The following is a 24,843-nucleotide window of genomic DNA, read 5'->3' as shown; positions in this document are numbered from 1 at the left end:
TTTCCAGTGTCGGGAGATATCCATGTCCGTTCGCATCCTCGCGCTCGTCGGCAGTCTGCGCGCCGGTTCCCACAACCGTCAGCTCGCCGAGGCGGCCGTCCGGCTCGCCCCCAAGGGCGCGGAGGTCGAGCTGTTCGAGGGCCTCGCCGAGATCCCCTTCTACAACGAGGACATCGACGTCGAGGGCGACGTCCCCGCCGCCGCGGCCCGGCTGCGCGCGGCTGCCGGTGCGGCCGACGCCTTCCTGCTCTTCTCCCCCGAGTACAACGGCACCATCCCCGCCGTCCTGAAGAACGCCATCGACTGGCTGTCGCGCCCCTACGGGGCCGGCGCCTTCACCGGCAAGCCCGCCGTCGTGGTCGGCACCGCCTACGGCCAGTTCGGCGGCGTGTGGGCGCAGGACGAGGCCCGCAAGGCCGTCGGCATCGCCGGTGCCACCGTCCTGGAGGACGTCAAGCTCTCCGTCCCCGGCTCGGTGGTCCGCTTCGCCGAGACCCACCCGGCCGACGACGCGGAGGTCGCGGCGCAGATCACCGAGGTCGTGAGCCGGCTGCACGGCCACGTCGGAGCGGCCGCGGTCGCCTGAGCAACTCCGGTGCGGGCCGGTCCGGTTGCCCCGGGCCGGCCCGTCGGGTGTCACGGTCCGGCCACCCGGTGGCTCAAGATCGCCGGGACCCTGGCGGAGCTGTGGGCTCCGCGACAGGATGCCCGCATGAAGAGCGATCTCTTTTCCAGCGACCACATGGTGCGGCCCGCCGCGGCGCCCGGCATGACGCTGGAGAACTCCAAGTCCATCAAGTACGCCGTCCAGGGCGAGATGTTCGCGCGCCAGGGCGCGATGGTCGCCTACCGGGGCGACCTCCGGTTCGAGCGCAAGGGCCAGGGCGTCGGCGGCATGCTCAAGCGGGCGATGACCGGCGAGGGCCTTCCGCTGATGGCCGTCCGCGGGCAGGGCGAGGCATGGTTCGCGCACGAGGCGCAGAACTGCTTCCTCGTGCAGATCGAGCCCGGCGACGTCTTCACGGTCAACGGCCGCAACGTGCTGTGTTTCGACGCCACCCTCACGTACGACATCAAGACGGTGAAGGGCGCGGGCATCACCGGCGGCGGTCTGTTCAACAGCGTCTTCACCGGTCACGGGGCGCTGGGCCTGATCTGCGAGGGCAGCCCTCTGGTCATACCCGTCACCCCGCACCAGCCGGTGTTCGTCGACACGGACGCCGTCGTCGGCTGGACCGCCCAGCTGCGGACCACGCTGCACCGCTCGCAGTCCATCGGCTCGATGATCCGCGGAGGGTCGGGCGAGGTGGTCCAACTGCGGCTGGAGGGCGAGGGGTACGTCGTGGTGCGGCCGAGCGAGGTGACCCCGCAGAAGCCGCAGCAGCACTGACCGGCGCCTGCCGTGCGGGCCGGGAGCCCGCCGGGGGCCGCGCCGGAGAAGGCGCGGCGCGGGGAAGGGGGGCGCCGCGGGCGCGGCGCCCCCTCCGGCCGCCTCAGCGCCTGCGTGCCGGGGTGTTCGCGGCGGTGACGTTCACCGCCGCCCAGGCCCGGCCCACCGCCTTGTACTCGGTGCCGCCGGCCCCGTACAGGTCGGCGGCGGCCTTGAGCGTGGCCTTCCGCGCGTCGTGGAAGTCGGTCGTGGAGACCATGTACCGGGTGAGCGCCCGGTAGAAGACGGCACTGGCCTTGGTCCGGCCGATGCCGGTCACCCGCGCGCCGTCGTAGGTCGGCGAGTCGTAGGTGACCGTGCCGATCCTCTTGCGTCCGCTGCCCTCGGCGAGCAGGTAGTACGCGTGCGAGGAGACGCCCGAACCCGCGTGCACCTCGGTGTCGTAGGAAGCGGGCGACCAGTAGTCGACCGCCTCCTCCAGCACGTCGAGGGAGGGGCGGTCCAGACGCCGCAGGAACTTCTGCGCCAGGCCCAGCTTCTCCCCCACCAGGTAGTTGGGCGGGTTCCGGGGGTTCTTCGCCGCGAACTCGACGTTCGAGCCGAAGATGTCGGCGAGCGACTCGTTGAGCGAACCCGCCTCACCGTACTGGTTGCCCTCGTCGTCCACCCGGGTCGGTTCGAGCGCGGCGGTCGCGTCGACCACTCCGTGGGTCAGTTCGTGTCCGGTGACGTCGAGGACGACGAGCGGCTTCTTGAAGTACCGGCCGTCGCCGTCGCCGTAGAGCATGCAGCCGCACGTCGAGTCCCAGAACGCGTTGCCCACCTTCCGCCCGAAGTGGACCATCCCGCGGGCGCCGGCACCGTTGTTCCGTATGCCCCTGCGACCGAAGGCCGACCGGTAGAAGTCCAGGGTCTTGGTGATGCCGTACTGCGCGTCGACCGCGGCACTGGACCGGGAGGCCGTGGTGCCGGTGCCCCACTTGTTGTTCTTGTCGGTGAGCTTCCGCCCGCGGGCGAAGGATTCCAGCTCCCGGCCCCCGGCGTCCCGGGTCTCGGTGTTCCACCGGGTCGGGTCCTTCAGGAGGTAGCGGGAGCGCGCGGTCCGGGTGGTCGTCAGGGTCACCTTGCCCGCGAACAGGGAGGCTCCGCTGCCGGTCGCCTTCACCGGGTAACGGCCCGCACGCGCCGCACGCGTCCGCGCGGCCCCGCCGTCGGCGAGCCCGGCCGGCGGGGTGGCGGCGGTGCCGCGCTCGCGCAGGGTGCGGGCCAGCGCGGGCGAGATGAACTCGTCGTTGTCCGGCACGCTGCTGCGGATGCGGCCGTCGCGCGCGTCGACCACCACCGTGCGCGACCCTCCGGCCTCGGTGGTGCCGCTGCCTGTCACGCTCACCCGGTAGGCGAGTGCGGTGGCTCCCGCCCGGGCGTCCACGACGAGGGTGGCCGCACCCGCCTCCCCCCGGGCCGCATGGGCCGCCCGGCGCCGCGCCTGACCAGGCGTCAGTACCGCCGTGACCGTCGCCGGAGCGACGACGTGGCCGGCGGCGCGGGTCACTCCCAGGTACCGCGACCGCGCGTCGAGGTGCACCACCAGATCACCGCCGAGGACCGGCAGACCCCGGTGGGCGCGAACGAACCGGACGTGCCGCTTCCCGTCGGGGTCCGCCATCACGTCCGTGGCCCGCAGGGTGTCGCCCGCGGCCACACCCGTGGCCGCGGCGTGCGCGAAGGCGGCGGCCTCCGCCGCCGTCACGGGCGAGTCGGAGGCGGACGACGTGCGGGCGGGTGCCTCGGGCGCGGCCTCGACGGCCGGTCCGGCGAGCGTGGCGGCCGTCGTCACGGCGACGGCGATCGCCACGCTGCGTATGGGGGGTCTCCGCATCGGCTCTCTCTTCTGCGGGGCGGCCGGAGTCGCCGGCCGCCCGTCGGCACGGCGCCGTCCGGCGCCGCGGGGGCCGTCGAGGCCCCGGCGCGCCGACCGCTCCGGAGACCGGGCGGCGCGTCGACCGGACAGAGGCGGACGCCCACCCCGCGGTTGCCTCAACTCCCCGGCGGACAGGCGGATGTGACACACATCGCACGCGTCGGCCGGACCGGGCGGAGCGGCCCGGCCGACGGCGGCGCCGGCGGTTCGGAGGCCGGACGGGGCGGATGCGCTCGGGGCATGCGGAACGCCCCCTCCGGCGCGTACCGCCCGCGGTGCCGGCCCCCTCGGCGGAGCGTGGTGGGGCGGGGCGCCGTTCGATCGGAGCGCCCCGGGGCGGGCCGCTCCGATTCCGGTCACCGGCGGACCGGGCTTCTCAGACCGTCCGTCCGGACAACGCCGAGACCAGGGACCGCAGTTCACCGAGGGGGCCGGGAGCGAGATCCGAGGACGCCAGCAGCGCGTCCGCCGCGGCCAGCCGGCGGCGCGCCTCGCGCTCGGCGTGGGCGCGGCCCCCCGCCTGCTCCACGAGCTCCGCCGCACGGCGGGCACCGGCACCGTCGAGAGCACCCGGAGCGGTGAGCAGGTCGGCGAGTTCACCGCCCTCGGGAGCCGCACCGAGGGCGGCGAGGACCGGCAGGGTCTTCCTGCCCCGGAGCAGATCGCCGTGGACCGGCTTGCCGGTGCGGGAGGGGTCGCCCCAGATGCCGAGCACGTCGTCGGCGATCTGGAAGCCGACGCCGAGGTGGCGGCCCGCGCGGTCGAGCGAGGCGACCGTGGGGGCGGGCGCGCCGCCCAGCAGCGCCCCGAGGGCGAGCGCGCAGCCGAGCAGCGATCCCGTCTTGCGTTCCGCCATCGCCGCGTACTCGTCCGCGCCGACCGACGTGGAGCCGGTCCAGGGCCGCTCGGCGAACCGCAGATCGTCCGCCTGACCGTTCGTCAGGTCCTTGAGGGCCGCACTCAACCGGTGCACGGCGGGTCCCGCGTGCGGTGCGGCGGCGAGCGTGTCCACTCCCAGGGCGAACAGCGCGTCACCGGCGAGCACGGCCGGTCCGGTGCCGTACGCCTTCCACACGGCGGGACGGCCGCGGCGCAGCGCGTCACCGTCCATGATGTCGTCGTGGAGCAGCGAGAAGGTGTGGACGAGTTCCACCGCCACTGCGGCGGGCACCCCCGCCCGCGGCTCGCCGCCGACGGCCTGCGCGCCGAGGACGGCGAGCGCCTGGCGGATTCCCTTGCCACCCCCGTGACCGACGTCGCCGCCCGCGTCCCGGCCCAGTGCGTAGCGGGCCATCTCCGCGACCCACGGGTGGAGTTGGCCGACGGCCGCCGCGAGCGCGGGCGCCGCGAGGGAGCGGCAGCGGCGCAGGACGTGTGCGGCGGTGGACAAGGACTCGTCGGAGGCGGGGGGTCCGGCGACCGGCGGCGTCGCGCGGCGCAGGGCGGTCGGGGTCATCGCGCGGCCTCCGTGTCCGCGGGCGCGGCGGTCAGGCCGAGTTCCGTCCTGGCCTGCTCGACCATGCGCCGGGCGTGGCGCAGCCCGATGGCGTCCAGCGCGACCGCCAGCTCGTCCAGTTCGGCGGCCGTTTCCGCACGGTCGCGGCCGAGCCGCGCCAGGGCCTTGGCCAGACCGAGCCGGCACAGCGCCCGTCCGCGGGGTTCGCTCATCTCCTCGAACTCGGCGAGCGCACGGGCGTAGACGTCGCGGGCCTCGCCGTACCGCCCGGCCCGGTAGAGGACGTTGCCGCGCATCTTGTGGTTGTAGGCGAGGGCGCCGGACAGGTTCATGGCCCGGCAGGACCGCTCCGCCTCGGTGAGCAGGTCCAGGGCGCGCCCGGTGTCGCCGTCCCGGACGGAGACGATGTCGGCGAGGCCGCGCAGGGCCCAGGCGTGCCCGCGCCGGTCCTCGGCCGCGGCGGCTATCCCGGCGGCCTCCTCGAAGAGGGTGTACGCGGTGTCGTACGCACCGGAGTTGCGGTGGATCTGGGCGATGCCCTCCAGGGCCCATACGGTGTGGCGGGCCTCGCCGCGTCGTCGCGCCTCGGCGAGGAGCTGTTCGTGGAGGGCGGTCACCGCCTCGTAGTCGCCCTGGATGCGGCCGGTCTCGGCCATGCCCGCGAGGGAGTAGCCACGGACCACGACGTCCCCCGACCGGCCGCCGAGTTCGGCGGCCAGCCGCAGCAGCCGCCAGGCCAGCGGGAACGCGCCGCGCTGACGGGCCAGGGTGCCGCCGCTCCACAGCGCCCAGGCCATCGCGGCGCCGTCGCCCGCGTCCCGGGCGGTGCGGTAGCTCGCCTTCCAGGCGCGGTCCGCTTCGGCCACCTGCCCGAGCCTGCGGTGCGCCTCGGCGACCGCGAGGCCCGAGCGGGCGGCCTCGGCGCGCTGCCCCGCCCGCTCGGCGGCGCGCAGTTGCTCGGTGCCCGCCGCGAGGACGTCGGTCAGCGAGGAGTTCACGGACAGGGTGGTCAGGGCGCCCTGGTACTCCGGGGCGGATGCCTTGCCGTACATGGATGCCTTTCGTCGTTCGCCGTCCGGCCGCGGGCGGCGCGGTCCGGCGGCGGTGCTGTGGCCGGTCGTCGGATCGGGTGGGCGGGAGCCGGCCCCACCTCCGTGTATACACAGCATGTATACGCGCGGTTCATAGTCGGTCCGGCCTGTGCCGGTGCGATTCCGCTCGGTGGGGACGTGGCGCCTGTCGCCCGTCTCGGATCAAGACGGCACCGCGGTCCGTGAGGTTGCCTCTCCCGGCACGGCATGTGGCGGAACGGACTGCGGGCGGAGGGCCGTTCGCCTCCCGGTGGGGGCGGCACCGGCGGCGGCCCGCCCGATGCGCACCGGGGGGATTCCCGCCCGCGGCCCGCCGGCCGCACGGTTCGCCCGCCCCGGGCCGGAGCGCGCTCCGGGTGGTGCCGGAGGCGTGCCGGGCGGCCCGGGGCGGGCGCCCTCAGTCCACCATCGCCTGGTTCCCGAGAACGCCGAGCAGCGCGACGCGTTCGGCGTCCTCGGTGCCGGGCTCGGCCGTGTAGACCATGATCCGCAGGTCGGCGCCCGCGACGCCCAGCACGTCGCAGTCCAGGGTGATCGCGCCGACCCGCGGGTGGTCGACGGTCTTGCGCGAGGCCCGGTGGGAGGCGACCGTCCCGGTGTCCCACAGCGTGGCGAACCGCTCGCTGGCGGCGCGCAGTTCGTCGACCAGGCGGCGAAGGCGCGGGTCGGCGGGATAGCGGCTCGCCGTCACGCGCAGGTCGGCGACGAGTGTCGCCTGGAAGGTCCGCAGTTCCTCCGGCGTGTGCCGCACCCGGGTGCCGGGCCCGACGAAGTTGCGCCAGACGCCGTTGCGTTCGCGGCCGTGCCGCTCGGAGGGGTCGCCGAGGAGGGCGGTGTAGAGCGGGTTGGCCAGCAGCGGGTTCCATGCCGCGTCGTAGACCCCGACGGGCGTCCCGGTCAGCCGGTCCAGCAGGCGGTGGACGCCGGGCGTGATGTGCGTGGGCACCGTGCCGCGGCCCCGGCGGGACCAGACCGGCCACCCGGAACAGGTGCTCGCGCTCCGGCGCCGACACCCGCAGGGCCCGGCCGAGGGCCTCGACGACCTGCTCCGAGGGGTTGGCCGCCCGACCCTGTTCCAGCCGGGTGATGTAGTCCACCGAGATCCCGGCGAGCAGGGCGAGTTCCTCACGGCGCAGTCCCGCCGCGCGCCGGTGCCCGCCGCCCGGCAGCCCCGCCGCCTCCGGGGCGACCCGGTCGCGCCAGCGCCGTACCGTCCTGCCGAACTCCGTGCTCGCCATGCCTCCCACTGTGCACCCCGGCGCGCACGGGTGCCTGGTACCCGCGGTCCCAGGAAGACCGGACGCCTGGCTGCCCCCTCCGGACCGGTGGAGGGTGGCGCTCATGACCACCACATTGATCACCGGAGCGAACAAGGGTCTCGGGTTCGAGACCGCCCGCCGGCTCGTCGCGGCGGGACACAGCGTCTACGTGGGCAGCCGCGACCCGGGGCGCGGACGGCGCGCCGCGGAGGAACTGGGCGCGCGGCTCCTCGTCCTCGACGTCACCGACGACGCCTCGGTCGCCGCCGCCGCGAGGACGGTCGAGGCGGACGGCGGCCTGGACGTCCTGGTCAACAACGCAGGCGTCGAGGGACGCGGCGAGGCGAACGGCATCGTCGGCGCGGCCGACACCACCGCCGACACCCTGCGCGACCTGTTCGAGACGAACGTCTTCGGCGTCGTGCGCGTCACCCACGCCTTCCTGCCGCTGCTGCGGCGGTCGACGGCGCCGGTCGTGGTGAACGTGAGCAGCGGCCTGGCGTCCCTGGGCGGGATGAGCGATCCCGCCTCGCCCGGCCACTTCTACCCCGGCATCGCCTACCCCGCGTCCAAGACGGCCGTCAACATGATCACCGTGCAGTACGCGAAGGCGTTCCCCGAGCTGCGCGTCAACGCGGTGGAGCCCGGCTTCACGGCCACCGACCTGAACGGCAACACCGGGGTCCAGAGCGTGCAGCAGGGCGCCGAGATCATCGTCCGCATGGCACGCGTCGGCCGGGACGGGCCCACCGGCCGCTATGTCGACGCCCAGGGCTCCCTGCCCTGGTGACCGGCCGGGGCGCCCACCCGCCGGGGCCTCGCCCCGCGCCGGTCCGGCCGCCGCGGGGCGCCCCGACCGGAGCAGGGTCGGTGCCGTGATGCGGTGCCGTGACCTGCCAGAACATGCCGGATAGAACGCATATTCGATTACAGGGGTACGCTGGTCGCATGGCCATGCACCTCCAGGGGTCGCTCTTCGACCAGCGGGACGAACTGCACCTGGGTCCGCTCGACGGGACCCGCCGCACCGAGCTGGGCTCCGGCGCCTGGATCGACCTGCTGCCCGGCTGGCTGGGCGGGGCCGACGAGCTGTTCGCGCGGCTCGCCGCGGAGGTCCCGTGGCGGGCTGAGCGGCGCCCCATGTACGACCAGGTGGTGGACGTGCCCCGGCTGCTGTCCTTCCACGGGGCGGGCGAGCCGCTGCCGCACCCGGTCCTGACCGAGGCCCGGGACGCGCTGTCCGCCCACTACGCGGCCGAACTCGGCGAACCCTTCACGACCGCGGGGCTGTGCTACTACCGGGACGGCCGCGACAGCGTGGCCTGGCACGGGGACAGGATCGGGCGGGGTTCCCGCGAGGACACGATGGTCGCCATCCTGTCGGTGGGCGCGCCCCGCGACCTCCTGCTGCGGCCCCGGGGCGGCGGGCCGGCCCTGCGGCGCCCGCTGGGGCACGGCGACCTCATCGTGATGGGCGGTTCGTGCCAGCGCACCTGGGAACACGCGATCCCCAAGTCGGCTCGGGCGACCGGCCCCCGGATCAGCGTCCAGTTCCGGCCGGCCGGGGTGCGGTGAACGGCAGCGCTCCCGCCCGCGCAGGTGTCCCGGAGGGCGGGCGCGGTCGGCGGGATCAGGGCGCCAGCTGCGCCTGCACCGCCGGCGCGTACCGGTCGACGATGTCGTCGATCGGCGTCGCGCGCAGCTGTGTGCCCCGCGCGATGCCGTACATCACCCCGAGCCCCAGCAGGGTGCTCACCGCGAGTTCGGCCCGCAGGCCCGCACCGGGTCCGCCGATCCGCTCGGCGAGGCGCTCGCTGACCTGGGTGCGGAAGTTGGCGCGCAGTATGTCGCCCTGCTCCCCGTGCAGGGGCGCGAAGACGATCCGCAGCACGGGGTCGGCGCCGCGCTGCGTCTGCCCTTCGAGCAGATGGCGGACCATGTGCCGGCCGAGGTCTTCCAACGGCGCGTCCAGCAGCGCGTCGGCGTCGGACTCGAAGGACATGACGCGGGCGAACAGGGCGTCCTTGTTGCCGAAGTACTTCAGGATCAGCGGGGCGCTCACCCCGGCCCGGTCGGCGACCGCCTTCAGGGTGATGTCCGCGTGGGCGTGCCGGGCGAGCAGATGGCGGGCGGCGCGCAGGATGGCCGCCCGGCTCGCCTCGGCGTCGCGGCGGGGGGCCGCGCCCGGGGTGGCCGCCTCGGCGGTCCGATCCTCGGCGCGGGCGGTGGAGGGGGTGGTCACGGTGTTCAGGCTCCTTCGAGTGCCTCGTCACGGGAGGCGCCGGTGCGGCCGCCGGTCGGGCCGTCGCCGCGCGGGGTCGCCCGCCGGGCGCGGTCCCCGGGGATCGACAGGGCGGCGGCGCAGGCAACGAGGGCGACCGTGCCCGCCATGACGAACGCCAGCAGATAGCCGTGCAGCGTCGGGACGGGAGCGCCGTGGAAGACGCTCGTGTGGTGCACCAGCACGGCGGCCACCGCGGCGCTGCACACCGCCTGGCCGATGGTGCGCATGAGGACGTTGACCCCGTTCGCGGACGCGGTCTGGCCCGCGGGCACGGCACGCAGGATCAGCGTCGGCAGTGCGGAGTACGCGAACGTGGTGCCGACCGCGCAGACGGTCGCCCCGACGATGATCATCCACAGGTCGCGGCTGTCGAGGACGCGCAGCGCGTATCCGGCGGCGATGATCGCCGTGCCGAGGGCCAGGGTGATCCGTGGGCCCCGCGCGGCCGAGATGCGGGCCGAGACGGGCGAGAGCAGCAGCATCGTCAGGCCGCCCGGCAGCAGGCACAGGCCGGTCGCGACGATGGACAGTCCCAGCCCGTACCCGGTGGCCGCCGGCGCCTGCACGAGTTGCGCCGTGACCAGGGAGTTCCCGTAGAACGCGAAGCCGGTCAGCAGGGCGGCCACGTGCGGCAGGGCGACGCGGGGGCGGGCCGCCAGGCGCAGGTCGACCAAGGGGCTCGCGGTCCGCAACTGCTGTCGCCACCACAGCGCGAGGATCACGACGCAGCCGGCGAACAGACCCAGGACCCCCGGGCTGGTCCAGCCCCAGGTGCCGCCCTGCGACACGGCGAGGAGCAGGCACACCAGGCCCGCCGCCAGGCCGAGCGCGCCGGTTATGTCGAAGCGGCCGGTCTCGCGCACCGGGGACTCGCGGACCGCCCACCAGGCCAGCGCGAGTCCGAGGACGCCGAGCACCGTCGTGGCCCAGAACATCACGTGCCAGTTCGCGTACTGGACGATCAGGGCGGCGAGCGGGAGGCCCAGGGCGGCGCCGATGCCGACCGTGGAACTCATCAGGGCGACGGCGGAGCCCGTCCGCTCGGGCGGCAGTTCGTCACGCAGGATGCTGATCGACAGCGGGACCACGGCCGCCGCCGCGCCCTGGAGGGCGCGCGCCGCGATCAGCACGCCGATGTCCGAGGTGAGCGCGCACATCAGGGAACCCGTGGTCATCAGCCCGAGCGCCATGAGCAGGACGCGCCGCTTGCCGTACATGTCGCCGGCGCGCCCGAGGACCGGGGTCAGTACCGCTCCGGACAGCAGAGTCGCGGTGACCGTCCAGGAGACCGCTCCCGCCGAGGCGCCGGTGAGCCGGGGCAGGTCGGGCAGCAGCGGGACGACCACCGTCTGCATGACGGCCATGAGAATCCCGCCGAAGGCGAGGACGGGGATTGCGAGCCGCTCGCGCAGAGCCGCCATGAACGCTCCCGGTGGAGAGACGAAAACTGGGGTGAATGACAATTCACCTTATCGGTGAATCGTCATTCACCCCAGTCGGCCCCATCGGGCGCGGGTCACCCCCGGCGCGTGCGCGACTGGACTCCGCGCGCCACCTTGGGCCCGATCCATCGCTTGAGGCGGCGCAGCGCCTCCAGCCGTCCGGCGGCGCGGTCGATCCGGTAGTACAGCTGCGGCGGCACGTACGGCAGCAGCGGGGAGTGCCGCTGGCCGAGCAGGGCGAACATCTGGTCCGGCGGCAGGCCGATGTAGCGCGGCAGGTTCTCGTACCAGCGGGCGCTGTGGCGGGCGGCGCTCTGCGCCGACAGCAGCTCCGCCCTGCGCCGCCGCCCGTAGGCGTCGAGCGCGGTGCCCAGGTCGGGGTGGTCCCGCAGCGCGGCGGCCAGCGCGATGGCGTCCTCCAGCGCCAGGGTGGTGCCGGCGCCGATCGAGTAGTGGGTGGTGTGGGCGGCGTCGCCGAGCAGGACGAGGTTGCCGCGGTGCCAGGTCCGGTTGGTCAGGGTCCGGAAGGTGAGCCAGGCGGCGGCGCGGTCGGGCTGCGACCGGCCGATCAGCGGGTGCCCGTCGAGCAGGTCGGCGAAGACCTTCTCCAGAAGGGCCAGGCTGTCGGCCTCGCTCGCCCGGTCGAGCCCGAGGCCCGACCAGGTCTGCGGGGAGCACTCCACGACGAGGGTGCTGCGGTCCTCCGCGAACCGGTAGGCGTAGCACCAGACCCAGCCGTGGTCCGTCTCCACGAAGGAGAAGGTGAAGGACGGGAAGACCCGCGTGGTGCCGAGCCACAGGTAGTGGTTGCGCCCGAGGGAGACCTCGGTGCCGAAGTGGTCGGCGTGGCTCTCGCGCAGCGCGCTGTTCACCCCGTCGCCGGCCACGACGAGGTCGGCTTCGGGCAGGTCGCCGGGGGTGATCTCCCGCTCGTACTCGACCCGCACGCCGAGGGACCGGGCCCGCTCGGCGAGCAGGTCGAGCATCCGGCGACGGCCGATGCCGTACCCCTCGTCGCCCGGGTGCACGGTCGTCCGGCCGCCGACGTGGGCGACGCCCTCGCGCCAGCTCACCGAGTTCTCGCGGACGGCGAGGGCCGACACCGGGTCGCCCGCGCGCAGTTTGTCGAGCAGGCCCGACCAGTAGGTGACACCCCAGCCGTAGGTGGAGCCGGCCGGGTTCCGCTCGTGGACGGTGATCTCGTGGGACGGGTCCTGGAGTTTCATCAGGATCGCGAAGTACAGGCCCGCGGGTCCGCCACCGACGCACGCGATCTTCACGAGCACTCCCTTGCACTACACAAAGCGGTCAATTGACCACGAAGAGTAGCAGGGGTCGACCCTCCCGGAATTCACGCCACTTCGGGAGCGTGAGCGCCGCCACTCACCGCGGGGCGCCCCGGCAAGATCGACGGCAACATCGGCCGCCACCGCAGGATTTGCTTCCCGCCGCCCACGCGGACCACCCGGAACAGCAAGATCATCTTCGTTCAATCCTGCACGACATGTGCGGGATTGTCCTGATCGCGGCCAACCGGCATGCGGCGATTTCCGGTGCTGTTCGACGGTCGGATAGGCATATCGGGTCCGCAACCCAACCGAATCCGGAAGGAGTCCGCATGCCGGACCTCAGCCGCCGCGGCGCCCTCTCGGCAGCCGCCGCACTCGTCACGGCCGCCGGCGCCCAGGCCCTCACCACCCCCTCGGCGTCGGCGTCGCCTGCCGCACCCGCCGGCCCCGCGGCCGGCGACCACCACCACGGCGGCCCGGAGGCCTTCGACGAGGTCTTCCAGGGACGCCGCATAACGGGGCGCCCGGTCAGCGGGGGCGGCCACCACCACGGCGGTTACGCGGTGTTCGTCGACGGCGTGGAACTGCACGTGATGAGCAACGCCGACGGCAGCTGGATCAGCGTCGTCAGCCACTACGACCCCGTGCCGACCCCGCGGGCCGCCGCCCGCGCCGCCGTCGTGGAGCTGCAGGGGGCACCCCTCGTGCCCTTCGCCGCCAACTGAGCCGTCCCGCAAGCAGATCGTGGAGTTCCGCACATGACCGTACGCAAGAACCAGGCGAACCTGACCCGGGAGGAGAAGCGGCGATTCGTCGACGCCGTGATCCAGCTCAAGCGCAGTGGCCGCTACGACGCCTTCGTCACGACGCACAACGCCTTCATCCTCGGCGACACCGACCACGGTGAGCGCACGGGCCACCGTTCACCGTCGTTCCTGCCCTGGCACCGCAGATTCCTCCTGGAGTTCGAGCGGGCGCTGCAGTCCGTCGACCCCTCGGTGGCGCTGCCGTACTGGGACTGGACCGCCGACCGCTCCGCCCGGTCCTCGCTGTGGGCACCGGACTTCCTCGGGGGAACGGGCCGCAGCCTCGACGGACGGGTGACGGACGGCCCGTTCGCCGCGTCGGCCGGCGACTGGCCGGTGAGCGTGCGCGTGGACACCCGGACCTATCTGCGCCGGGCGCTGGGCGCGGGGGTCCGGGAGCTGCCCACCCGCGCCGAGGTGGAGTCGGTGCTGTCGATGGACACCTACGACACGGCTCCCTGGAACAGCGCCTCGGACGGTTTCCGCAACCACCTGGAGGGCTGGCGGGGCGTCAACCTGCACAACCGGGTGCACGTGTGGGTGGGCGGCCAGATGGGCACCGGCGTGTCCCCCAACGACCCGGTGTTCTGGCTGCACCACGCCTTCGTGGACAAGCTGTGGGCGCGGTGGCGGCGGCGCCATCCCGGCTCCGGCTACCTGCCCCGCGCGGGGACACCCGACGTCGTCGACCTGGACGAGACGATGAAGCCGTGGAACGACGTCCGGCCCTCGGACCTCCTGGACCACACCGCGTTCTACACCTTCGACACGGACTGACCGCCGCCGCTCAGGCGTCGCCCGCCCCCGCACGGCACTCGGGGTGCCCCCAGCCCTTGGGGTTCTTCGCGATGGTCTCCCCCGCCGCGTACGACCGCCCGCAGACGCAGCGGCCGGCGAACTTCGCCGTCAGGGTGCGGCCGGTCGCCCCCGGCCGGGACGTCTTGGCGGCCGTGCGGCGGCGGGCCGGCGCGGGGGGACCGGAGGTGCCGGACGACGCCGGCGGCTCCGGGGAGCCCTGGTCGCTGCCGGCGGGCCGCTGCACGACGGCGGCCTGGCTGGCGGCCCGGTCGGCGAAGTCGTTCAGCGGGTCTCCGTCGACCTGGTGCGCGGGGACGTAGCGGAACTCGACGCTCCGGCCGGCGAGGAGTTCGTCGATCCGGACGACCAGCTCGCGGTTGGCGACCGGCTTGCCCGCCGCCGTCTTCCAGCCCTTGCGCTTCCAGCCCGGCAGCCAGGTGGTCACGGCCTTCATCGCGTACTGGGAGTCCATCCGGATCTCCAGCGGGACCTCGGGCGCGACCGCCGACAACAGGCGCTCCAGCGCCGTCAGTTCGGCGACGTTGTTGGTGGCCGTGCCGAGCGGGCCCGCCTCCCAGCGGGTCGGGGTCTCGCCCTCGTCGGCGACGACCCAGGCCCATCCGGCAGGTCCGGGGTTTCCCTTCGAGGCCCCGTCACAGGCGGCCACAACGCGTTCAGGCATGGCCCCGATCATGCCACGCCGGATCGCGGCGCCGGTGCACGGGGAGCGGCCTCAGGACCGCGCCGGGTGCCCGGTGACGGCCAGCAGCCGCAGGCCGAGCGGGGTGACCCGGTGCAGCACGTACTTCCCGTCGCGACGGGAGGCCACCAGACCGCCGTCGCGCAGGACGCCCAGCTGGTAGCTGGCGCTGGCCATCGCGATCCCCACCGCCAGGGCGACGTCGGAGGTGGTGCGGGAGCCGCCGACGGCGACCTCGGCCAGGACGGCGGTACGGGTGCGGCCGAGGAGCCGCTCGACGCCGTCCTGCGTGGTGCGGGCGAGGGCCGGCGGGGTCTTCTCCACCGGGTAGACCAGCACGGGGTCGAGGCCCGGATCGGCCAGCGCGGTCGGACGGCGCCAGCAGAAGAACGAGGGCACCAGAAGGAGTCCGCGTCCCTCCAGGTGCAGGTCGCGCTCGGTGGGATAGTCCACCTCCAGGACGGGCGCCCGCCACCGGGCCAGCGGGCGCAGCCCCTCCAACAGCGCCCGGGTACCGCCGTCCAGCACCGTCCGCGAGCGCAGGTCGACGTCGTTGCCGACGGCAGCGTTCACCTGCGACCAGTAGGGCTTGAGCAGGGTGTCGAAGTAGGCCGCTAGCGCGGACGCGAGGGGCCCGAGCGTGTCGCCGCCGGGGCGGCCGAGCCCGTCGGTCCAGGCCGGCAGCGGGCGGGACTGCGCAGCCGGCTGAGCTCGCGGGCCAGCCGCGGGCGGGGGGTCCGGGGCGGGGCGTCAGGACACGTCCGCCATCCCGGGCACCTCGCCCTGGGTGGTGGACATGTCGATGACCGAGAACGCGGCCCCCTGCGGATCGCTGAGCGCCGCGAACCGGCCGTAGGGGCTGTCCACCGGTCCGAACCGCAGGGTCGCGCCGCTCGCGGTCGCCCGCTCCACCGCCGCGTCGCAGTCGTCCACGGCGAAGTACACGTTGACGTACGACGGGACCTCGGGCGGGAAGTCGTCCGTCATCGCCATCCGGCCGAGGACGGGCCGGCCGTCGATGCCGAAGACCCGGAAGTCGACGTTGTCGTCCTGGACCTGCTGGGCGCCGAAGGGGAAGACGGCGGGGAAGAAGGGGTCGGACTTGCCCGGGTCGCGGGTGAAGACCTCGGCCCAGGCGTAGGCGCCGGGTTCGCCGATCTTCTCGAAACCCTCGTGGACGCCGGCCTGCCAGACGCCGAAGACTGCGCCGCCCGGGTCGCGGGCCAGGGACATGGTGCCGAAGTCGCTGACGCGCATCGGCTCCATGAGCACCTCGCCGCCGTTGTCCTTGATCTTCTCGGCGGTCGCCGCGGCGTCCGGCGAGGCCAGGTACAGGCACCAGGCGGACTGGCCCTCCTGCCCCGGCATCGGCGGGACGACCGCCGCCACGGCCTTCCCGTCGGAATAGGCCTGCGTGTAGTTGCCGTACTCCGAGGACGCGTCGCCGAACGTCCAGCCGAGCACGTCGCCGTAGAAACTCTTGGCACCCTCGACGTCGCTGAACATCGCGTCCACCCAGCAGGGCGTTCCTTCAGGCATTACGGCCATGGCCAGGACCTTCTCGGTTCGGTGACGGTTGCGCTCCTCACGCTAACCAGGCTTCGCCGCGGTCGCGCGCCGAACCGCGCGCGGGCCGGCACCGGGCGCGGCGTCGGGCGGCTGGGCGTGCGGGGGCGCCGCCGCCGTGCGTGGATGGAGCCGGGCGTGAGCTGTGGTGGAGGTGCGATGACGGGCCTGGGCGGCGAGGACGCGGCGGGCGCCGCGCTGCCCGCCGACGCCGTCGACGCGATCGGCACCACGCTCGACGAGCACACCACCTGCGAGGAACTCGCCGCGTACGCGCTGCGCCGCGGAGCCGAGGCCGCCGCCGTCGACCTGCCCGCGCCGGACGCTCCCGCCGCGGAACCGGGCCGGGACACCCCGCTGTCCCGGATCGCGGCGGTGGGGCGCACGGACCTGCTCCCCGCACCCTCGGCGCCGCCCGCCCCCGCCCGCGAAGCGCCCGCCGAGGGCGCCGCGGTCACGGGGGCGGCCGGGTCGCCGGACCGGGCCCGGCACCGGATCGTGTCGGCGCCGCTGCCCGACCGCGGGGGCGGGCACGGGAGGCTGGTCGCCGTCCGGCGGGAGCCGGGCTTCTCGGGCGCGGACATCGCGTCGCTGTACGCCGCCGCACGCCTCGCCGCCGTGCACCTGGGCCACGCCCGCCGCCACCGGGCGCTGCGCGAGACGGTCCTGGATCTGCAGCGCGCGCTGCTCGCCGAACCTGGCCGGCCTCACCCGAACCTCGACCTGGCCGTCCGCCATCTTCCGGCGGGCGGCGGCACCCTCGTGGGCGGCGACTGGTTCGAGACCGTGCGGCTGCACTACGGGCGCACGCTGCTGGTGGTGGGCGACGTGATGGGGCACGGTCTGGACGCGGCGGTCGACATGAACGCGTACCGGTCGATGCTCCGGTACGTCGCCTCCACCGACCTGCCGCCCCACCGGGTGCTGCGCCGACTGGACGCGGCGGTCGCCGAGGAGGGCACCCGGCGCCCCGCGACCTGCCTGCTGGTACGGGTCGATCCCGCCCGCGGCACCGCCGCGATCGCGGGCGCCGGCCATCTGCCCCCGGTGGTCTTCGCCGGCGACGGCTCGGGCGAACTGCTGTCCCTTCCGGTGGGACCGCCGCTGGGCACGGGGGTGGGCGGGTACGAACAGGTGACGCGCGCGCTCGGCCCCGAGGACACCCTGGTGATGTACACCGACGGGCTGGTGGAGCGGCGCGGCGAGGACATCGACGTCTCGCTCGCCCGGCTGGCGTCGCTGCGGCTTCCGCTCGGGACGGGGGTGGGCGCGCTGCTCGACGAGGTCCTGCACCGGCTCGACGCCCGGCACGCCGAGGACGACGTCGCCGTCGTCGCGGCCCGCATCCGTCCGCGGCACCCCTCCGGCGCCTCCGGCTGAGCGGCGAGCCGCCGGGACGGCCCGTCACGGGCGGGGACGCCGTGGGCGTGGACGCCGCGCCGAGGGACGGCGGCCGTCCCGGCGCCCGGGAGCGCACCGCGGCCCGGCCGGCGCGGCTACTCCCCCGCGTGCGCCTTCTCCAGGGCCGCGATGTCCAGCTTGGACATCCCCAGCATCGCCTCGGTCGTGCGGGCGGCCCTGACCGGGTCGGGGTCGCCGAGAAGGTCGATCAGCCGGGCGGGGACGACCTGCCAGGACAGCCCGTACCGGTCCTTCACCCACCCGCACGGCCCGGCCTCGCCGCCGTCCCCGACGAACCGGTTCCAGTAGTGGTCGACCTCCTCCTGGTCGGCGCAGTGGATCTGGAAGGAGATCGCCTCGTCGAACGTGAACTGCGGGCCGCCGTTGAGCGCGACGAACTTCTGGCCGTTGGCCGTGAACTCGGCCGCGAGCACGGTGCCGGCCCGGCCCGGACCCGCCTCGGTGTAGCGGCCGATCCTGCCGAGCGCGGAGTTCTCGAAGACGGAGACGTAGTAGTGCGCGGCCTCCTCGGCCTGGCCGTCGAACCAGAGACAGGTGGTGAAACCGTCGGCGGGCATGGGTTCCTCCTCGGGTGGAGCGGTGTCGTCACCACTGTCGACCGTCCTGAGGCGGAGAACTCATCTGCCGCGCGGTGCGGATGAGCCGCCGCTCCGCCCTCGGCGAATCTGCCGAGGGCCGAGAAAGCGGCTCGGACGGCGCGGCCCGGTCGACAGTGAGGTGTGCGGCGACGCCCGTCGCCCGACGACCAGGAGGAACCATGACGCCACTCGTCTCCGGCCGGTCCCCGGCGCCCGCCCCGCGGGCCGAGGAGGGGGACACCGCGGTGACCCGCTTCGACGACCACCTGGCCGCCCAGCTCCTGGGCCGCCGGATCGTACTCCTCGGCACCCAGGTCGACGAGGTGTCCGCCAACCGGGTCTGCGCCCAACTGCTGCTGCTGTCGGCGGAGGACCCGCGCACGGACATCGCCCTCTACATCAACAGCCCGGGCGGTTCGGTGACCGCGGGCCTCGCCATCTACGACACCCTGCGGCTCATCCCGAACGACGTCTCCACCCTCGCGATGGGCTTCGCCGCGAGCATGGGCCAGTTCCTGCTCACGGTGGGGACGCGCGGCAAGCGCTTCGCGCTGCCCAACGCACGGATCATGATGCACCAGCCCTCCGCGGGCATCGGCGGCAGCACCGCCGACATCGAGATCCAGGCGCAGAACCTGGAGTTCACGAAGCGGGCGATCGAGCGGATCACCGCGGAGCACACCGGCCGGAGCGTGGAGACGATCTCCCGCGACAGCGACCGCGACCGCTGGTTCACGGCCGAAGAGGCCCGCGAGTACGGCATGGTGGACCGGGTGGTGGAGTCGCTGGCCGACGTCCGGCCGGCCGCGGGACGTCGACGGGCGGGGCTCTGACATGGCGACGTACACGATTCCCAGCGTCGTCGAGCGCACCCCGCAGGGCGAGCGGTCCTCCGACGTGTTCAGCAGGCTGCTCGCCGAACGGATCATCTTCCTCGGCACGGAGATCGACGACGGCGTCGCCAACGTCGTCATCGCGCAACTCCTGCACCTGGAGTCGGCGAGTCCGGAATCCGAGATCGCCGTGTACATCAACTCGCCCGGCGGCTCGTTCACCTCGCTGATGGCCATCTACGACACGATGACGTTCGTCCAGGCGCCGATCTCCACGTTCTGCGTGGGGCAGGCCGCGTCGACCGCGGCGGTCCTGCTGGCCGGAGGCGACCCCGGACGGCGTTTCGTCCTGGAGCACGCGCGGGTCCTGCTCGGCCAGCCGGCCAGCGGCGGACGGCAGGGCACGGTGTCCGACCTCAGTCTCCAGGCCAAGGAGATGATCCGGATCCGTGCGCAGGTCGAGGAGGTGCTGGCGCGGCACACCGGCCACGATCCGGCGACCCTGCGGGCGGACACGGACCGGGACAAGGTCTTCACCGCGCACGAGGCCGTGGCGTACGGGCTCGCGGACGAGGTGCTGAGCCGCCGGCTGGCACCGGCCTGACCGTCCGGGCGTCCGGACGGTCCGGCCGCGGAGTCGTCAGGCGGCGAGGCACATGCCGTCGCGGCGGGAGGCCGGGGCGGAGCGGTCCCGGCCGGACATGCCTCGCATGGAGGGGGGTCCGGCCAACTGCCGCTGGGCCAGCGACAGCAGATCGGTGAGCCCCAGTCCGAGGGCGCGCGCGGCGGCGGCGAGGACCTCCGAGGACGCCTCCTTGCGGCCGCGTTCCACCTCCGACAGGTAGGGCATGGAGATGCGTGCCGCGTCGGCCACGTCCTGGAGTGTGCGCTCCTGCGCGAGCCGCTCGCGCCGCAGGACGTCACCGACCAGGTCCCGCCACAGCGGCTCCGGGGCAGCGCGACCTGCCGGTGCCGGCCGCCCCTGGGGCGGCCGGTGGCCCGCGGGTGACCGGGCGGGCGGGCCACCGGCCGCCGGGGTCCGCAGCGGGCGGAGACCGGGGACGGCTCCCGGCCGCCGGGCCGGAACCGGGCGCGGCGGGATGGCGCGGGCTTCGTTCGGCACGTGGTCGCTCACGCTCTCAGACTAGGAGCGCCGGGCCGCGGGAGAAGCCGTCTGCGTTGCGCTCTCGGTGAATTCGGCACGCGGCCGGGTCCGGCGACACGGACCCCGGCGGCTTCTCCGCCGCCGGGGTCCGTGTCGCCGGCCGTTCTGAACCGGAGGGGTCTAGGAGGCCGGGGAGGACGGAGGGGTGAGGTCCGCGGCGGCAGAACCCGAGGCCGGCGCGGACTCGGTCGCGGGGGACGCAGGCGCGCTGGAAGGGGGCTCGGGCGCCTGTGAGGACGGCGGCGAGGAGGGGGCGGAGGGCGACGAGCTGTCGGGGGCGGCCGACGAGGGCGGGCAGTCAGCACCCGGCACGCAGGGGGACGCGGAGGTCGAATCGCTCACCGAGGGCGACGGGTTGGGCGGCGGCTCGGTCTTCTCGTCGCGCCGGGTGTCGGCGCCGGTGTGCCGGGCGATCCACTCGCCGGTCTCGGGGTCGAAGATGACGAACACCTCCACGACCGTCTTCGACGGCTCGACGACCACGACGTTCTGCGGCCGGTAGCCGGGCCAGCTGTCCCCGGTCGGTTTCGGGGTGCCCTTCTGCGGCACCGGTGCCAGGAGCGGGTTGCCGCAGGCGCAGCGGACCCGGGGGACGCCGTGCGCGTCGACCAGGACGGCCGTCCCGGCCTGGAGGACGGCCTGGTACGCGGTGGGACGGCCGTCGCGGTAGCCGTGGTTGGTGACACGGGTGTCCATGCGCAGCTGTACGGGGGTCAGGGAGCGCAGGTAGGCGGGGACCGCGGACGGCTGGACGCCCTCCACGGAGGCGAACGCCTTGTTCTTCGCGGGGTCGGCGGACAGGGCTGTGATCTGCTGCTCCACGTCGCAGCTCGCGACGTCCCGGGTGCCCCCGTAGAGACCGGGCGCGGAGCCGTCGACGGCGCGGGTCACGTTGGACGGCTCGGAGGAGCCGGGCGCGGTCGGCGTCCGCGGCGCGATGGAACTGTCCTTCGCGGTCGACTCGGTGAAGGGTTCGGGTCCCGTCGTGTCGGCGGACTGGAGGAAGACCTCGCTGCCGGCGTTCTGGGTCCGGCCCGTCCCCGTCCCGCCGCCGCCGTCGCCGCCCCCTCCGGTGAAGACGACGCCGAGGATCACCGCCGCAGCGACGAGGCCGGTGATGAGCGCGACGCGCGGCGCGGACTTCCACCAGGGCCGGCCGGGTCCCCCGCCGCTGCCGCCCGGTCCCGCGGAGTCGCCGGGCCCGGGAGGTTCGCCCGGGCCGCCGCCCGCCCCGTCACCCGGGCCGGGGCCGCCGGGTCCCGACCCGCCCGCACCGGAGGCGCCGCTGGGCGGGCCGGAGGGCGGGCTGCCGCTCGGCTGGGTGGGGCTCGGTTCGGTGGGACCGGGCTGCGAGGGACCCGACAGCGGCCCCGAGGGCGGGCCGGTGGGACGGCCGGAGGACGGCGGTTCGACGCTCACGAGCTCCTCTTCCCGGTGGAGGGGGCGTCACGACGCGGTGTTTTCCACCGTTGTGCGCCCTCATGTTCCGCGACGACCCCATTGTGTGCTCCGGTCCGCATCCGCCCGCAAGCCGACGCGGTCGGCCCACCCGGGGGGCGGAACGTGCCGCGGCTGCCTAGCGTGGCGGTGTGAGTGCGCAGACACCGTCCGACCGGCAGACCGACCGCCGTGGTGGCCGCAGGGCGGCCCGGCACGGCTGGCTCCAGGCCCTCGCGGCCGTGCTGGCGGGCCTGGTCGCCATGGGAGTCGTCGCGGCCCTCGGGCTGTGGGCGTCCGGAGCCACGGAGCTGCCCGACAACGCCTATCCGCGGGTGGTGGCCGCGACCGTCGTGAGCGCGGTCGGCGGCACCCTGACGTTCACCGGGGACGCCGGGGCGATCGCCGACACCAGGGCCGGGCTGACGGTGGTACCGCTGTCGGTGACGCTCGTCGGGGTCGTGGTGCTCGCCGCGGGCTTCCTGCGGCCCCTGCGGCACCGCGCCGTCGCCGGCACAGCGGAACTGGCCGGGTGGGCCGGGCGGATCGCGCTGCTGTGGGTACTCGCCCTGGTCGGCCTGACGCTCGCCGCACGGCAGGACTTCACGGTGTCCCTCGGCGACGGCACCATCGGCGCCATCGGCGACCTGTTCGGCGCGACACCGAGGGTGGGTTTCCGGGCGGAGACGGGGCCGACGATCGGTTTCGGACTGCTGTGGCTGGCGGGCGTGTTCGTCGTCGCGCTGCTGGTGTCGCGGGGCGCGCCGCTGCCTCCGCGCCTGCTGCGCTTCCAGGAGTCGGTGCGCCCGGCCGCCTACGCCATGGTGGTCCTGCTGCTTGCGTGTGTCGGCATCGGCCTGGTCGTCGGGCTGGTGGTCGCCGCGACCCGCGGGCACGCGCGGGAGACGTTCGCCGTGCTGCTGCTCGGTCTGCCCAACCTCGTGTGGCCGGTGTTCACGATCGGGCTGGGCGCCACCTGGAACGGACGTGTCGACGGGCCCTTCGGGCTGCCCATGCCGCGCCTGCTGGACGAGGTCCTGCGCACGCCGGACGTCTCCACGCTGAACCTGCGCAGCCTCGCCGCCCAGGACGGGCGGGTCTGGTGGCTGGTGGCCGTCGACGCGGTGCTCGTGCTCGGTGTCGCCTTCCTGGCCGCGGCGCGCTCACCGGCCCGGACGCGCTCCTGGCAGCACGCGCTCCACCTGGCCCTCGCGCTGGCGCTCACGGTCCTGACGATCTGTCTCGTCGGCCGCCTGTCGGCGCACTACGGCCTGTCCATCCTCGGCCTCGGCGACATCGGCGGGGGGCTGAAGGGCGAGGTGCAGCTCACGCCGCGGGTGGGGGGTGCGCTCGGCTTCGCGGTGCTGTGGGGACTCGTCGGCGGCTTCCTCGGCGCCCTCCTCGCCCGGCGGGTGCGGCGGGGCGGCGAGGTCCCGGCCCGCTGACCGGCCGCCGGTCCGCCGCCCCCGCCCCCACCCGCGCCCCGGTGCGCACCCGGCCGCCCGCGCCGGGTGCGCGGTCGGGAGCGTGCGGTCAGGAGCGGAACACCGGCCGGGCCCAGCCGGGGGCGCCCGGGGGCGGGCCGGGAGGACCGCCGGCGGCCGGCGCCCCGGTGGCGGCGAGCGGCCCCCCGCCGCCGGTCGCCGCCCCGCGGGCGGCGGAGCGCAGTGCGCCGACGAAGCCGAGGCAGGAGTCGTAGCGGTCCTCCGGACTCTTCGCCAGTGCCCGGGCGAGGACCGCGTCCACCTCGTCCGGGATGTCGGGGCGCTTCGCGGTCAGCGCCGGCGGCTGGTCGTACTGGTGGGCCCACAGCAGCGCCATGTCGTCGTCGCGCTGGAAGGGCGGGCGCCCCGCCATGGTCTCGTAGACGACGCAGCCGAGGCTGTAGACGTCGCACCGGCCGTCGACCGGCTTGCCGGAGATCTGTTCGGGCGCCACGTAGTCGAGGGTGCCGACGAACTGGCCCACGCTGGTGAATCCGGTCAGCGACAGCGACTTCTTGGTCAGCCCGAAGTCCGTGAGGTAGACGTGCTCGGGGTGGTCGCTGTCGGTGCCCTGGGCGACCAGGATGTTGCCCGGCTTCACGTCCCGGTGGACGAGCCCGTGGTCGTGGGCCGCGTCGAGCGCCGAGGCGACCTGGAGGGCGATGCGTGCGGCCACGGTGACCGACAGGGGCCCTTCCCGGTCGAGGAGGTGCCGCAGGTCGCGGCCGGCGACGTAGCGCATGGCGATGTACAGGACGCCGTCGGTCTCGCCAGCTTCGAACACCGGAACGATGTGCGGGTGGTCGATGGCCGCCGCCACCCGCGACTCATGGGTGAACCGGCCGCGGAAGGTGTCGTTGCGGGCGAGTTCCGGGGCGAGCAGCTTCAGGGCGACGGTCCGGTCCAGCCGCAGGTCCTTGGCCTGATAGACGACGGCCATGCCGCCGCGGCCGATCTCCCGCTCGATGCGGTAGCCCGCGATGCGCCGCCCGATCAGGTCGGAGGGCCGTCCGGCGAACGGGCTGGTCTCCCGCCGGGACCCGTCGTCCGTCATCAGCCGTCACCGTCCGTGCGGCGGGGGCCCGCCATCAGGACCGGTCCGCCTCGTCGTCGAAGGCGACCACCCGGGTGGGCTCGTGCCCGCCGGGGGCGGCTTCCGGTACGGCCCGCGTCTCCTCGTCCCGGCGGCCGCGGGCCGGCCCGCTCTCCTCCGCAGGCTCCTCGGCCACGACCCGGGTCGGCTCGTGGCCGCGGTCCGGGGCGGGCCGCCGCTCGGGGTCAGGCCCGGGCCCGGAGGCGGCGGGCTCGGATTCCGGCCCGGCCGGCCGGGCCGGTGGCGGCGGCTTCACGGGCGGCGGACCCGGGGCGGACCCGAGCGCCGCATCCGGCTCCCCCGGCCCGCCGGGCGTCTCCGGCGCGGGCGCACGGGGTGCGGTACCGGGGCTGCGCTCGGCCGCGAAGGTGCTCAACCGCGCCCCGTCGCAGTACACCCAGCGCTCGTGCGCGCCGTCGTACAGCCACATCGACTCGCCGTCGACGACCACGCCGATCCGCCGGCCCTGTGTCCGGGCCCGGAACTCCTCCCCGTCGAGCCGTCCGGAAGCCAGTTCCCCCGCAGCCTCGCGGTACCGGGCGAGGGCCTCCTCCACCTGCGCCAGCAACGGGCGCGGGTCGGCGGTGCGGGTGACCGGCCCGGTCGCGGCGGGCGGCGTCTGCGGTACGCCGACCAGCAGCCGGCCGTCGACCCACGCGGACCAGCCGTTCGCGCACACGATCCGCGCCCAGTCGCCGAGGCGGTCGACGAGCTGGACGGGCAGCAGCGCGTCCAGCGCGGCCGTGGGCCGGGACGGGTCGGGGGACTCCCAGGCGGGAAGGCCGTCCTGCGGCACGACGTGCGTGGGGCGGAAGGCGGGGCTCGTCAT

At 74.8% G+C, this 24,843-nt stretch carries 24 protein-coding genes and 1 pseudogene; 10 read left to right on the top strand and 15 right to left on the bottom strand.

Annotated features, from left to right (window positions below; genetic code table 11):
* Nucleotides 1-22 precede the first annotated feature (22 nt).
* The gene (locus tag ACGFS9_RS27855) at nt 23-586 is read left to right on the top strand and encodes an NAD(P)H-dependent oxidoreductase (protein ID WP_393256968.1); all 564 of its coding nucleotides are present in this window, start codon (nt 23-25) and stop codon (nt 584-586) included.
* 126 nt (nt 587-712) lie between these two features.
* Nucleotides 713-1,390, top strand: coding sequence for an AIM24 family protein (locus tag ACGFS9_RS27850; protein WP_393256967.1), 678 nt, complete (start codon nt 713-715; stop codon nt 1,388-1,390).
* A gap of 103 nt (nt 1,391-1,493) precedes the next feature.
* On the opposite strand, the gene ACGFS9_RS27845 is transcribed toward ACGFS9_RS27850, so the two are convergent.
* The 4 genes and pseudogenes from ACGFS9_RS27845 to ACGFS9_RS27830 form a co-directional block, all read right to left on the bottom strand.
* Nucleotides 1,494-3,269: a M4 family metallopeptidase gene (locus ACGFS9_RS27845; RefSeq protein WP_393256966.1), complete on the bottom strand. Its 1,776-nt coding sequence runs from the start codon at nt 3,267-3,269 to the stop codon at nt 1,494-1,496.
* Between the two features lie 418 nt (nt 3,270-3,687).
* Nucleotides 3,688-4,767 carry a polyprenyl synthetase family protein gene (locus ACGFS9_RS27840; RefSeq protein ID WP_393256965.1) on the bottom strand — a complete coding sequence of 360 codons (1,080 nt, stop codon included), beginning with the start codon at nt 4,765-4,767 and terminating at the stop codon, nt 3,688-3,690.
* Nucleotides 4,764-5,819, bottom strand: coding sequence for a tetratricopeptide repeat protein (locus ACGFS9_RS27835; RefSeq protein WP_393256964.1), 1,056 nt, complete (start codon nt 5,817-5,819; stop codon nt 4,764-4,766). The genes ACGFS9_RS27840 and ACGFS9_RS27835 overlap by 4 nt, the downstream gene beginning before the upstream one ends.
* Before the next feature lie 436 nt (nt 5,820-6,255).
* A pseudogene (locus ACGFS9_RS27830) lies at nt 6,256-7,096 on the bottom strand (helix-turn-helix transcriptional regulator).
* A gap of 103 nt (nt 7,097-7,199) precedes the next feature.
* Between ACGFS9_RS27830 and ACGFS9_RS27825 the strand changes: the two are divergent.
* Together ACGFS9_RS27825 and ACGFS9_RS27820 are read left to right on the top strand one after the other, a co-directional pair.
* Nucleotides 7,200-7,907 (top strand): SDR family NAD(P)-dependent oxidoreductase, encoded by a 708-nt coding sequence (locus ACGFS9_RS27825; protein WP_393256963.1) that lies wholly within the window; start codon nt 7,200-7,202, stop codon nt 7,905-7,907.
* Between the two features lie 158 nt (nt 7,908-8,065).
* Entirely contained in the window at nt 8,066-8,692 is a 627-nt protein-coding gene (locus ACGFS9_RS27820; RefSeq protein WP_393256962.1) for an alpha-ketoglutarate-dependent dioxygenase AlkB, read from the top strand.
* 55 nt (nt 8,693-8,747) lie between these two features.
* Here ACGFS9_RS27820 and ACGFS9_RS27815 read toward each other — a convergent pair whose 3' ends face one another.
* From ACGFS9_RS27815 to ACGFS9_RS27805, 3 genes are all read right to left on the bottom strand, one after another.
* Nucleotides 8,748-9,359 carry a TetR family transcriptional regulator gene (locus ACGFS9_RS27815; RefSeq protein ID WP_393256961.1) on the bottom strand — a complete coding sequence of 204 codons (612 nt, stop codon included), beginning with the start codon at nt 9,357-9,359 and terminating at the stop codon, nt 8,748-8,750.
* A 5-nt stretch (nt 9,360-9,364) separates the two neighbouring features.
* The gene (locus ACGFS9_RS27810) at nt 9,365-10,822 is read right to left on the bottom strand and encodes an MFS transporter (protein ID WP_393256960.1); all 1,458 of its coding nucleotides are present in this window, start codon (nt 10,820-10,822) and stop codon (nt 9,365-9,367) included.
* Between the two features lie 95 nt (nt 10,823-10,917).
* Nucleotides 10,918-12,123, bottom strand: coding sequence for an FAD-dependent monooxygenase (locus tag ACGFS9_RS27805; protein WP_393256959.1), 1,206 nt, complete (start codon nt 12,121-12,123; stop codon nt 10,918-10,920).
* Nucleotides 12,124-12,461: 338 nt separating this feature from the next.
* On the opposite strand from ACGFS9_RS27805, the gene ACGFS9_RS27800 reads away from it, so the two are divergent.
* Both ACGFS9_RS27800 and ACGFS9_RS27795 read left to right on the top strand, forming a co-directional pair.
* Entirely contained in the window at nt 12,462-12,857 is a 396-nt protein-coding gene (locus ACGFS9_RS27800) for a tyrosinase cofactor (RefSeq protein ID WP_393256958.1), read from the top strand.
* 33 nt (nt 12,858-12,890) lie between these two features.
* On the top strand, nt 12,891-13,715 hold the full coding sequence (locus tag ACGFS9_RS27795) for a tyrosinase family protein (RefSeq protein WP_393256957.1): 825 nt from the start codon (nt 12,891-12,893) through the stop codon (nt 13,713-13,715).
* Nucleotides 13,716-13,725: 10 nt separating this feature from the next.
* Here the strand turns inward: ACGFS9_RS27795 and ACGFS9_RS27790 are convergent, their stop codons facing one another.
* From ACGFS9_RS27790 to ACGFS9_RS27780, 3 genes are all read right to left on the bottom strand, one after another.
* Nucleotides 13,726-14,430, bottom strand: a complete 705-nt coding sequence (locus tag ACGFS9_RS27790) for a ribonuclease H (protein ID WP_393256956.1) — start codon at nt 14,428-14,430, stop codon at nt 13,726-13,728.
* Nucleotides 14,431-14,469: 39 nt separating this feature from the next.
* Nucleotides 14,470-15,009: an ArsR/SmtB family transcription factor gene (locus ACGFS9_RS27785; protein ID WP_393256955.1), complete on the bottom strand. Its 540-nt coding sequence runs from the start codon at nt 15,007-15,009 to the stop codon at nt 14,470-14,472.
* A gap of 177 nt (nt 15,010-15,186) precedes the next feature.
* Nucleotides 15,187-15,984: a VOC family protein gene (locus ACGFS9_RS27780; protein ID WP_393256954.1), complete on the bottom strand. Its 798-nt coding sequence runs from the start codon at nt 15,982-15,984 to the stop codon at nt 15,187-15,189.
* A 156-nt stretch (nt 15,985-16,140) separates the two neighbouring features.
* Between ACGFS9_RS27780 and ACGFS9_RS27775 the strand changes: the two genes are divergently transcribed.
* Nucleotides 16,141-17,382: a PP2C family protein-serine/threonine phosphatase gene (locus ACGFS9_RS27775; RefSeq protein WP_393256953.1), complete on the top strand. Its 1,242-nt coding sequence runs from the start codon at nt 16,141-16,143 to the stop codon at nt 17,380-17,382.
* A gap of 116 nt (nt 17,383-17,498) precedes the next feature.
* On the opposite strand, the gene ACGFS9_RS27770 is transcribed toward ACGFS9_RS27775, so the two are convergent.
* Entirely contained in the window at nt 17,499-17,981 is a 483-nt protein-coding gene (locus tag ACGFS9_RS27770) for a VOC family protein (protein ID WP_393256952.1), read from the bottom strand.
* A 200-nt stretch (nt 17,982-18,181) separates the two neighbouring features.
* Here ACGFS9_RS27770 and ACGFS9_RS27765 point away from each other — a divergent pair, with 200 nt between their 5' ends.
* Together ACGFS9_RS27765 and ACGFS9_RS27760 are read left to right on the top strand one after the other, a co-directional pair.
* Entirely contained in the window at nt 18,182-18,835 is a 654-nt protein-coding gene (locus tag ACGFS9_RS27765; protein WP_393256951.1) for an ATP-dependent Clp protease proteolytic subunit, read from the top strand.
* A gap of 1 nt (nt 18,836) precedes the next feature.
* Nucleotides 18,837-19,439: a ClpP family protease gene (locus ACGFS9_RS27760; protein WP_393256950.1), complete on the top strand. Its 603-nt coding sequence runs from the start codon at nt 18,837-18,839 to the stop codon at nt 19,437-19,439.
* A 36-nt stretch (nt 19,440-19,475) separates the two neighbouring features.
* Here the strand turns inward: ACGFS9_RS27760 and ACGFS9_RS27755 are convergent, their stop codons facing one another.
* Complete coding sequence (locus ACGFS9_RS27755; protein ID WP_393256949.1) at nt 19,476-19,970, bottom strand: helix-turn-helix domain-containing protein; 495 nt, start codon at nt 19,968-19,970, stop codon at nt 19,476-19,478.
* Nucleotides 19,971-20,120: 150 nt separating this feature from the next.
* The gene (locus ACGFS9_RS27750; RefSeq protein ID WP_393256948.1) at nt 20,121-21,419 is read right to left on the bottom strand and encodes a DUF6777 domain-containing protein; all 1,299 of its coding nucleotides are present in this window, start codon (nt 21,417-21,419) and stop codon (nt 20,121-20,123) included.
* A 170-nt stretch (nt 21,420-21,589) separates the two neighbouring features.
* On the opposite strand from ACGFS9_RS27750, the gene ACGFS9_RS27745 reads away from it, so the two are divergent.
* Nucleotides 21,590-22,882: a streptophobe family protein gene (locus ACGFS9_RS27745; protein WP_393256947.1), complete on the top strand. Its 1,293-nt coding sequence runs from the start codon at nt 21,590-21,592 to the stop codon at nt 22,880-22,882.
* Nucleotides 22,883-22,970: 88 nt separating this feature from the next.
* Here ACGFS9_RS27745 and ACGFS9_RS27740 read toward each other — a convergent pair whose 3' ends face one another.
* Together ACGFS9_RS27740 and ACGFS9_RS27735 are read right to left on the bottom strand one after the other, a co-directional pair.
* Nucleotides 22,971-23,975 carry a serine/threonine-protein kinase gene (locus tag ACGFS9_RS27740; protein ID WP_393256946.1) on the bottom strand — a complete coding sequence of 335 codons (1,005 nt, stop codon included), beginning with the start codon at nt 23,973-23,975 and terminating at the stop codon, nt 22,971-22,973.
* Nucleotides 23,976-24,009: 34 nt separating this feature from the next.
* Nucleotides 24,010-24,843 (bottom strand): hypothetical protein, encoded by an 834-nt coding sequence (locus ACGFS9_RS27735; RefSeq protein ID WP_393256945.1) that lies wholly within the window; start codon nt 24,841-24,843, stop codon nt 24,010-24,012.

It is taken from the genome of Streptomyces sp. NPDC048566, from assembly GCF_043199735.1.
In the GTDB taxonomy this organism is placed as follows: domain Bacteria; phylum Actinomycetota; class Actinomycetes; order Streptomycetales; family Streptomycetaceae; genus Streptomyces.
Note: the sequence above shows the minus strand (reverse complement) of the source record. Positions and strands in the feature narration are given on the sequence as shown.

Bases quoted from the DNA above. Each gene is read 5' to 3' on its own strand.
- ACGFS9_RS27780 (WP_393256954.1), bottom strand. From the start codon at position 15,984: ATGGCCGTAATGCCTGAAGGAACGCCCTGCTGGGTGGACGCGATGTTC.
- ACGFS9_RS27795 (WP_393256957.1), top strand. From the start codon at position 12,891: ATGACCGTACGCAAGAACCAGGCGAACCTGACCCGGGAGGAGAAGCGG.
- ACGFS9_RS27855 (WP_393256968.1), top strand. From the start codon at position 23: ATGTCCGTTCGCATCCTCGCGCTCGTCGGCAGTCTGCGCGCCGGTTCC.
- ACGFS9_RS27740 (WP_393256946.1), bottom strand. From the start codon at position 23,975: ATGACGGACGACGGGTCCCGGCGGGAGACCAGCCCGTTCGCCGGACGG.
- ACGFS9_RS27845 (WP_393256966.1), bottom strand. From the start codon at position 3,269: ATGCGGAGACCCCCCATACGCAGCGTGGCGATCGCCGTCGCCGTGACG.
- ACGFS9_RS27800 (WP_393256958.1), top strand. From the start codon at position 12,462: ATGCCGGACCTCAGCCGCCGCGGCGCCCTCTCGGCAGCCGCCGCACTC.
- ACGFS9_RS27760 (WP_393256950.1), top strand. From the start codon at position 18,837: ATGGCGACGTACACGATTCCCAGCGTCGTCGAGCGCACCCCGCAGGGC.
- ACGFS9_RS27840 (WP_393256965.1), bottom strand. From the start codon at position 4,767: ATGACCCCGACCGCCCTGCGCCGCGCGACGCCGCCGGTCGCCGGACCC.
- ACGFS9_RS27820 (WP_393256962.1), top strand. From the start codon at position 8,066: ATGGCCATGCACCTCCAGGGGTCGCTCTTCGACCAGCGGGACGAACTG.
- ACGFS9_RS27735 (WP_393256945.1), bottom strand. From the start codon at position 24,843: ATGACGAGCCCCGCCTTCCGCCCCACGCACGTCGTGCCGCAGGACGGC.
- ACGFS9_RS27790 (WP_393256956.1), bottom strand. From the start codon at position 14,430: ATGATCGGGGCCATGCCTGAACGCGTTGTGGCCGCCTGTGACGGGGCC.
- ACGFS9_RS27765 (WP_393256951.1), top strand. From the start codon at position 18,182: ATGACGCCACTCGTCTCCGGCCGGTCCCCGGCGCCCGCCCCGCGGGCC.
- ACGFS9_RS27770 (WP_393256952.1), bottom strand. From the start codon at position 17,981: ATGCCCGCCGACGGTTTCACCACCTGTCTCTGGTTCGACGGCCAGGCC.
- ACGFS9_RS27825 (WP_393256963.1), top strand. From the start codon at position 7,200: ATGACCACCACATTGATCACCGGAGCGAACAAGGGTCTCGGGTTCGAG.
- ACGFS9_RS27835 (WP_393256964.1), bottom strand. From the start codon at position 5,819: ATGTACGGCAAGGCATCCGCCCCGGAGTACCAGGGCGCCCTGACCACC.
- ACGFS9_RS27850 (WP_393256967.1), top strand. From the start codon at position 713: ATGAAGAGCGATCTCTTTTCCAGCGACCACATGGTGCGGCCCGCCGCG.
- ACGFS9_RS27810 (WP_393256960.1), bottom strand. From the start codon at position 10,822: ATGGCGGCTCTGCGCGAGCGGCTCGCAATCCCCGTCCTCGCCTTCGGC.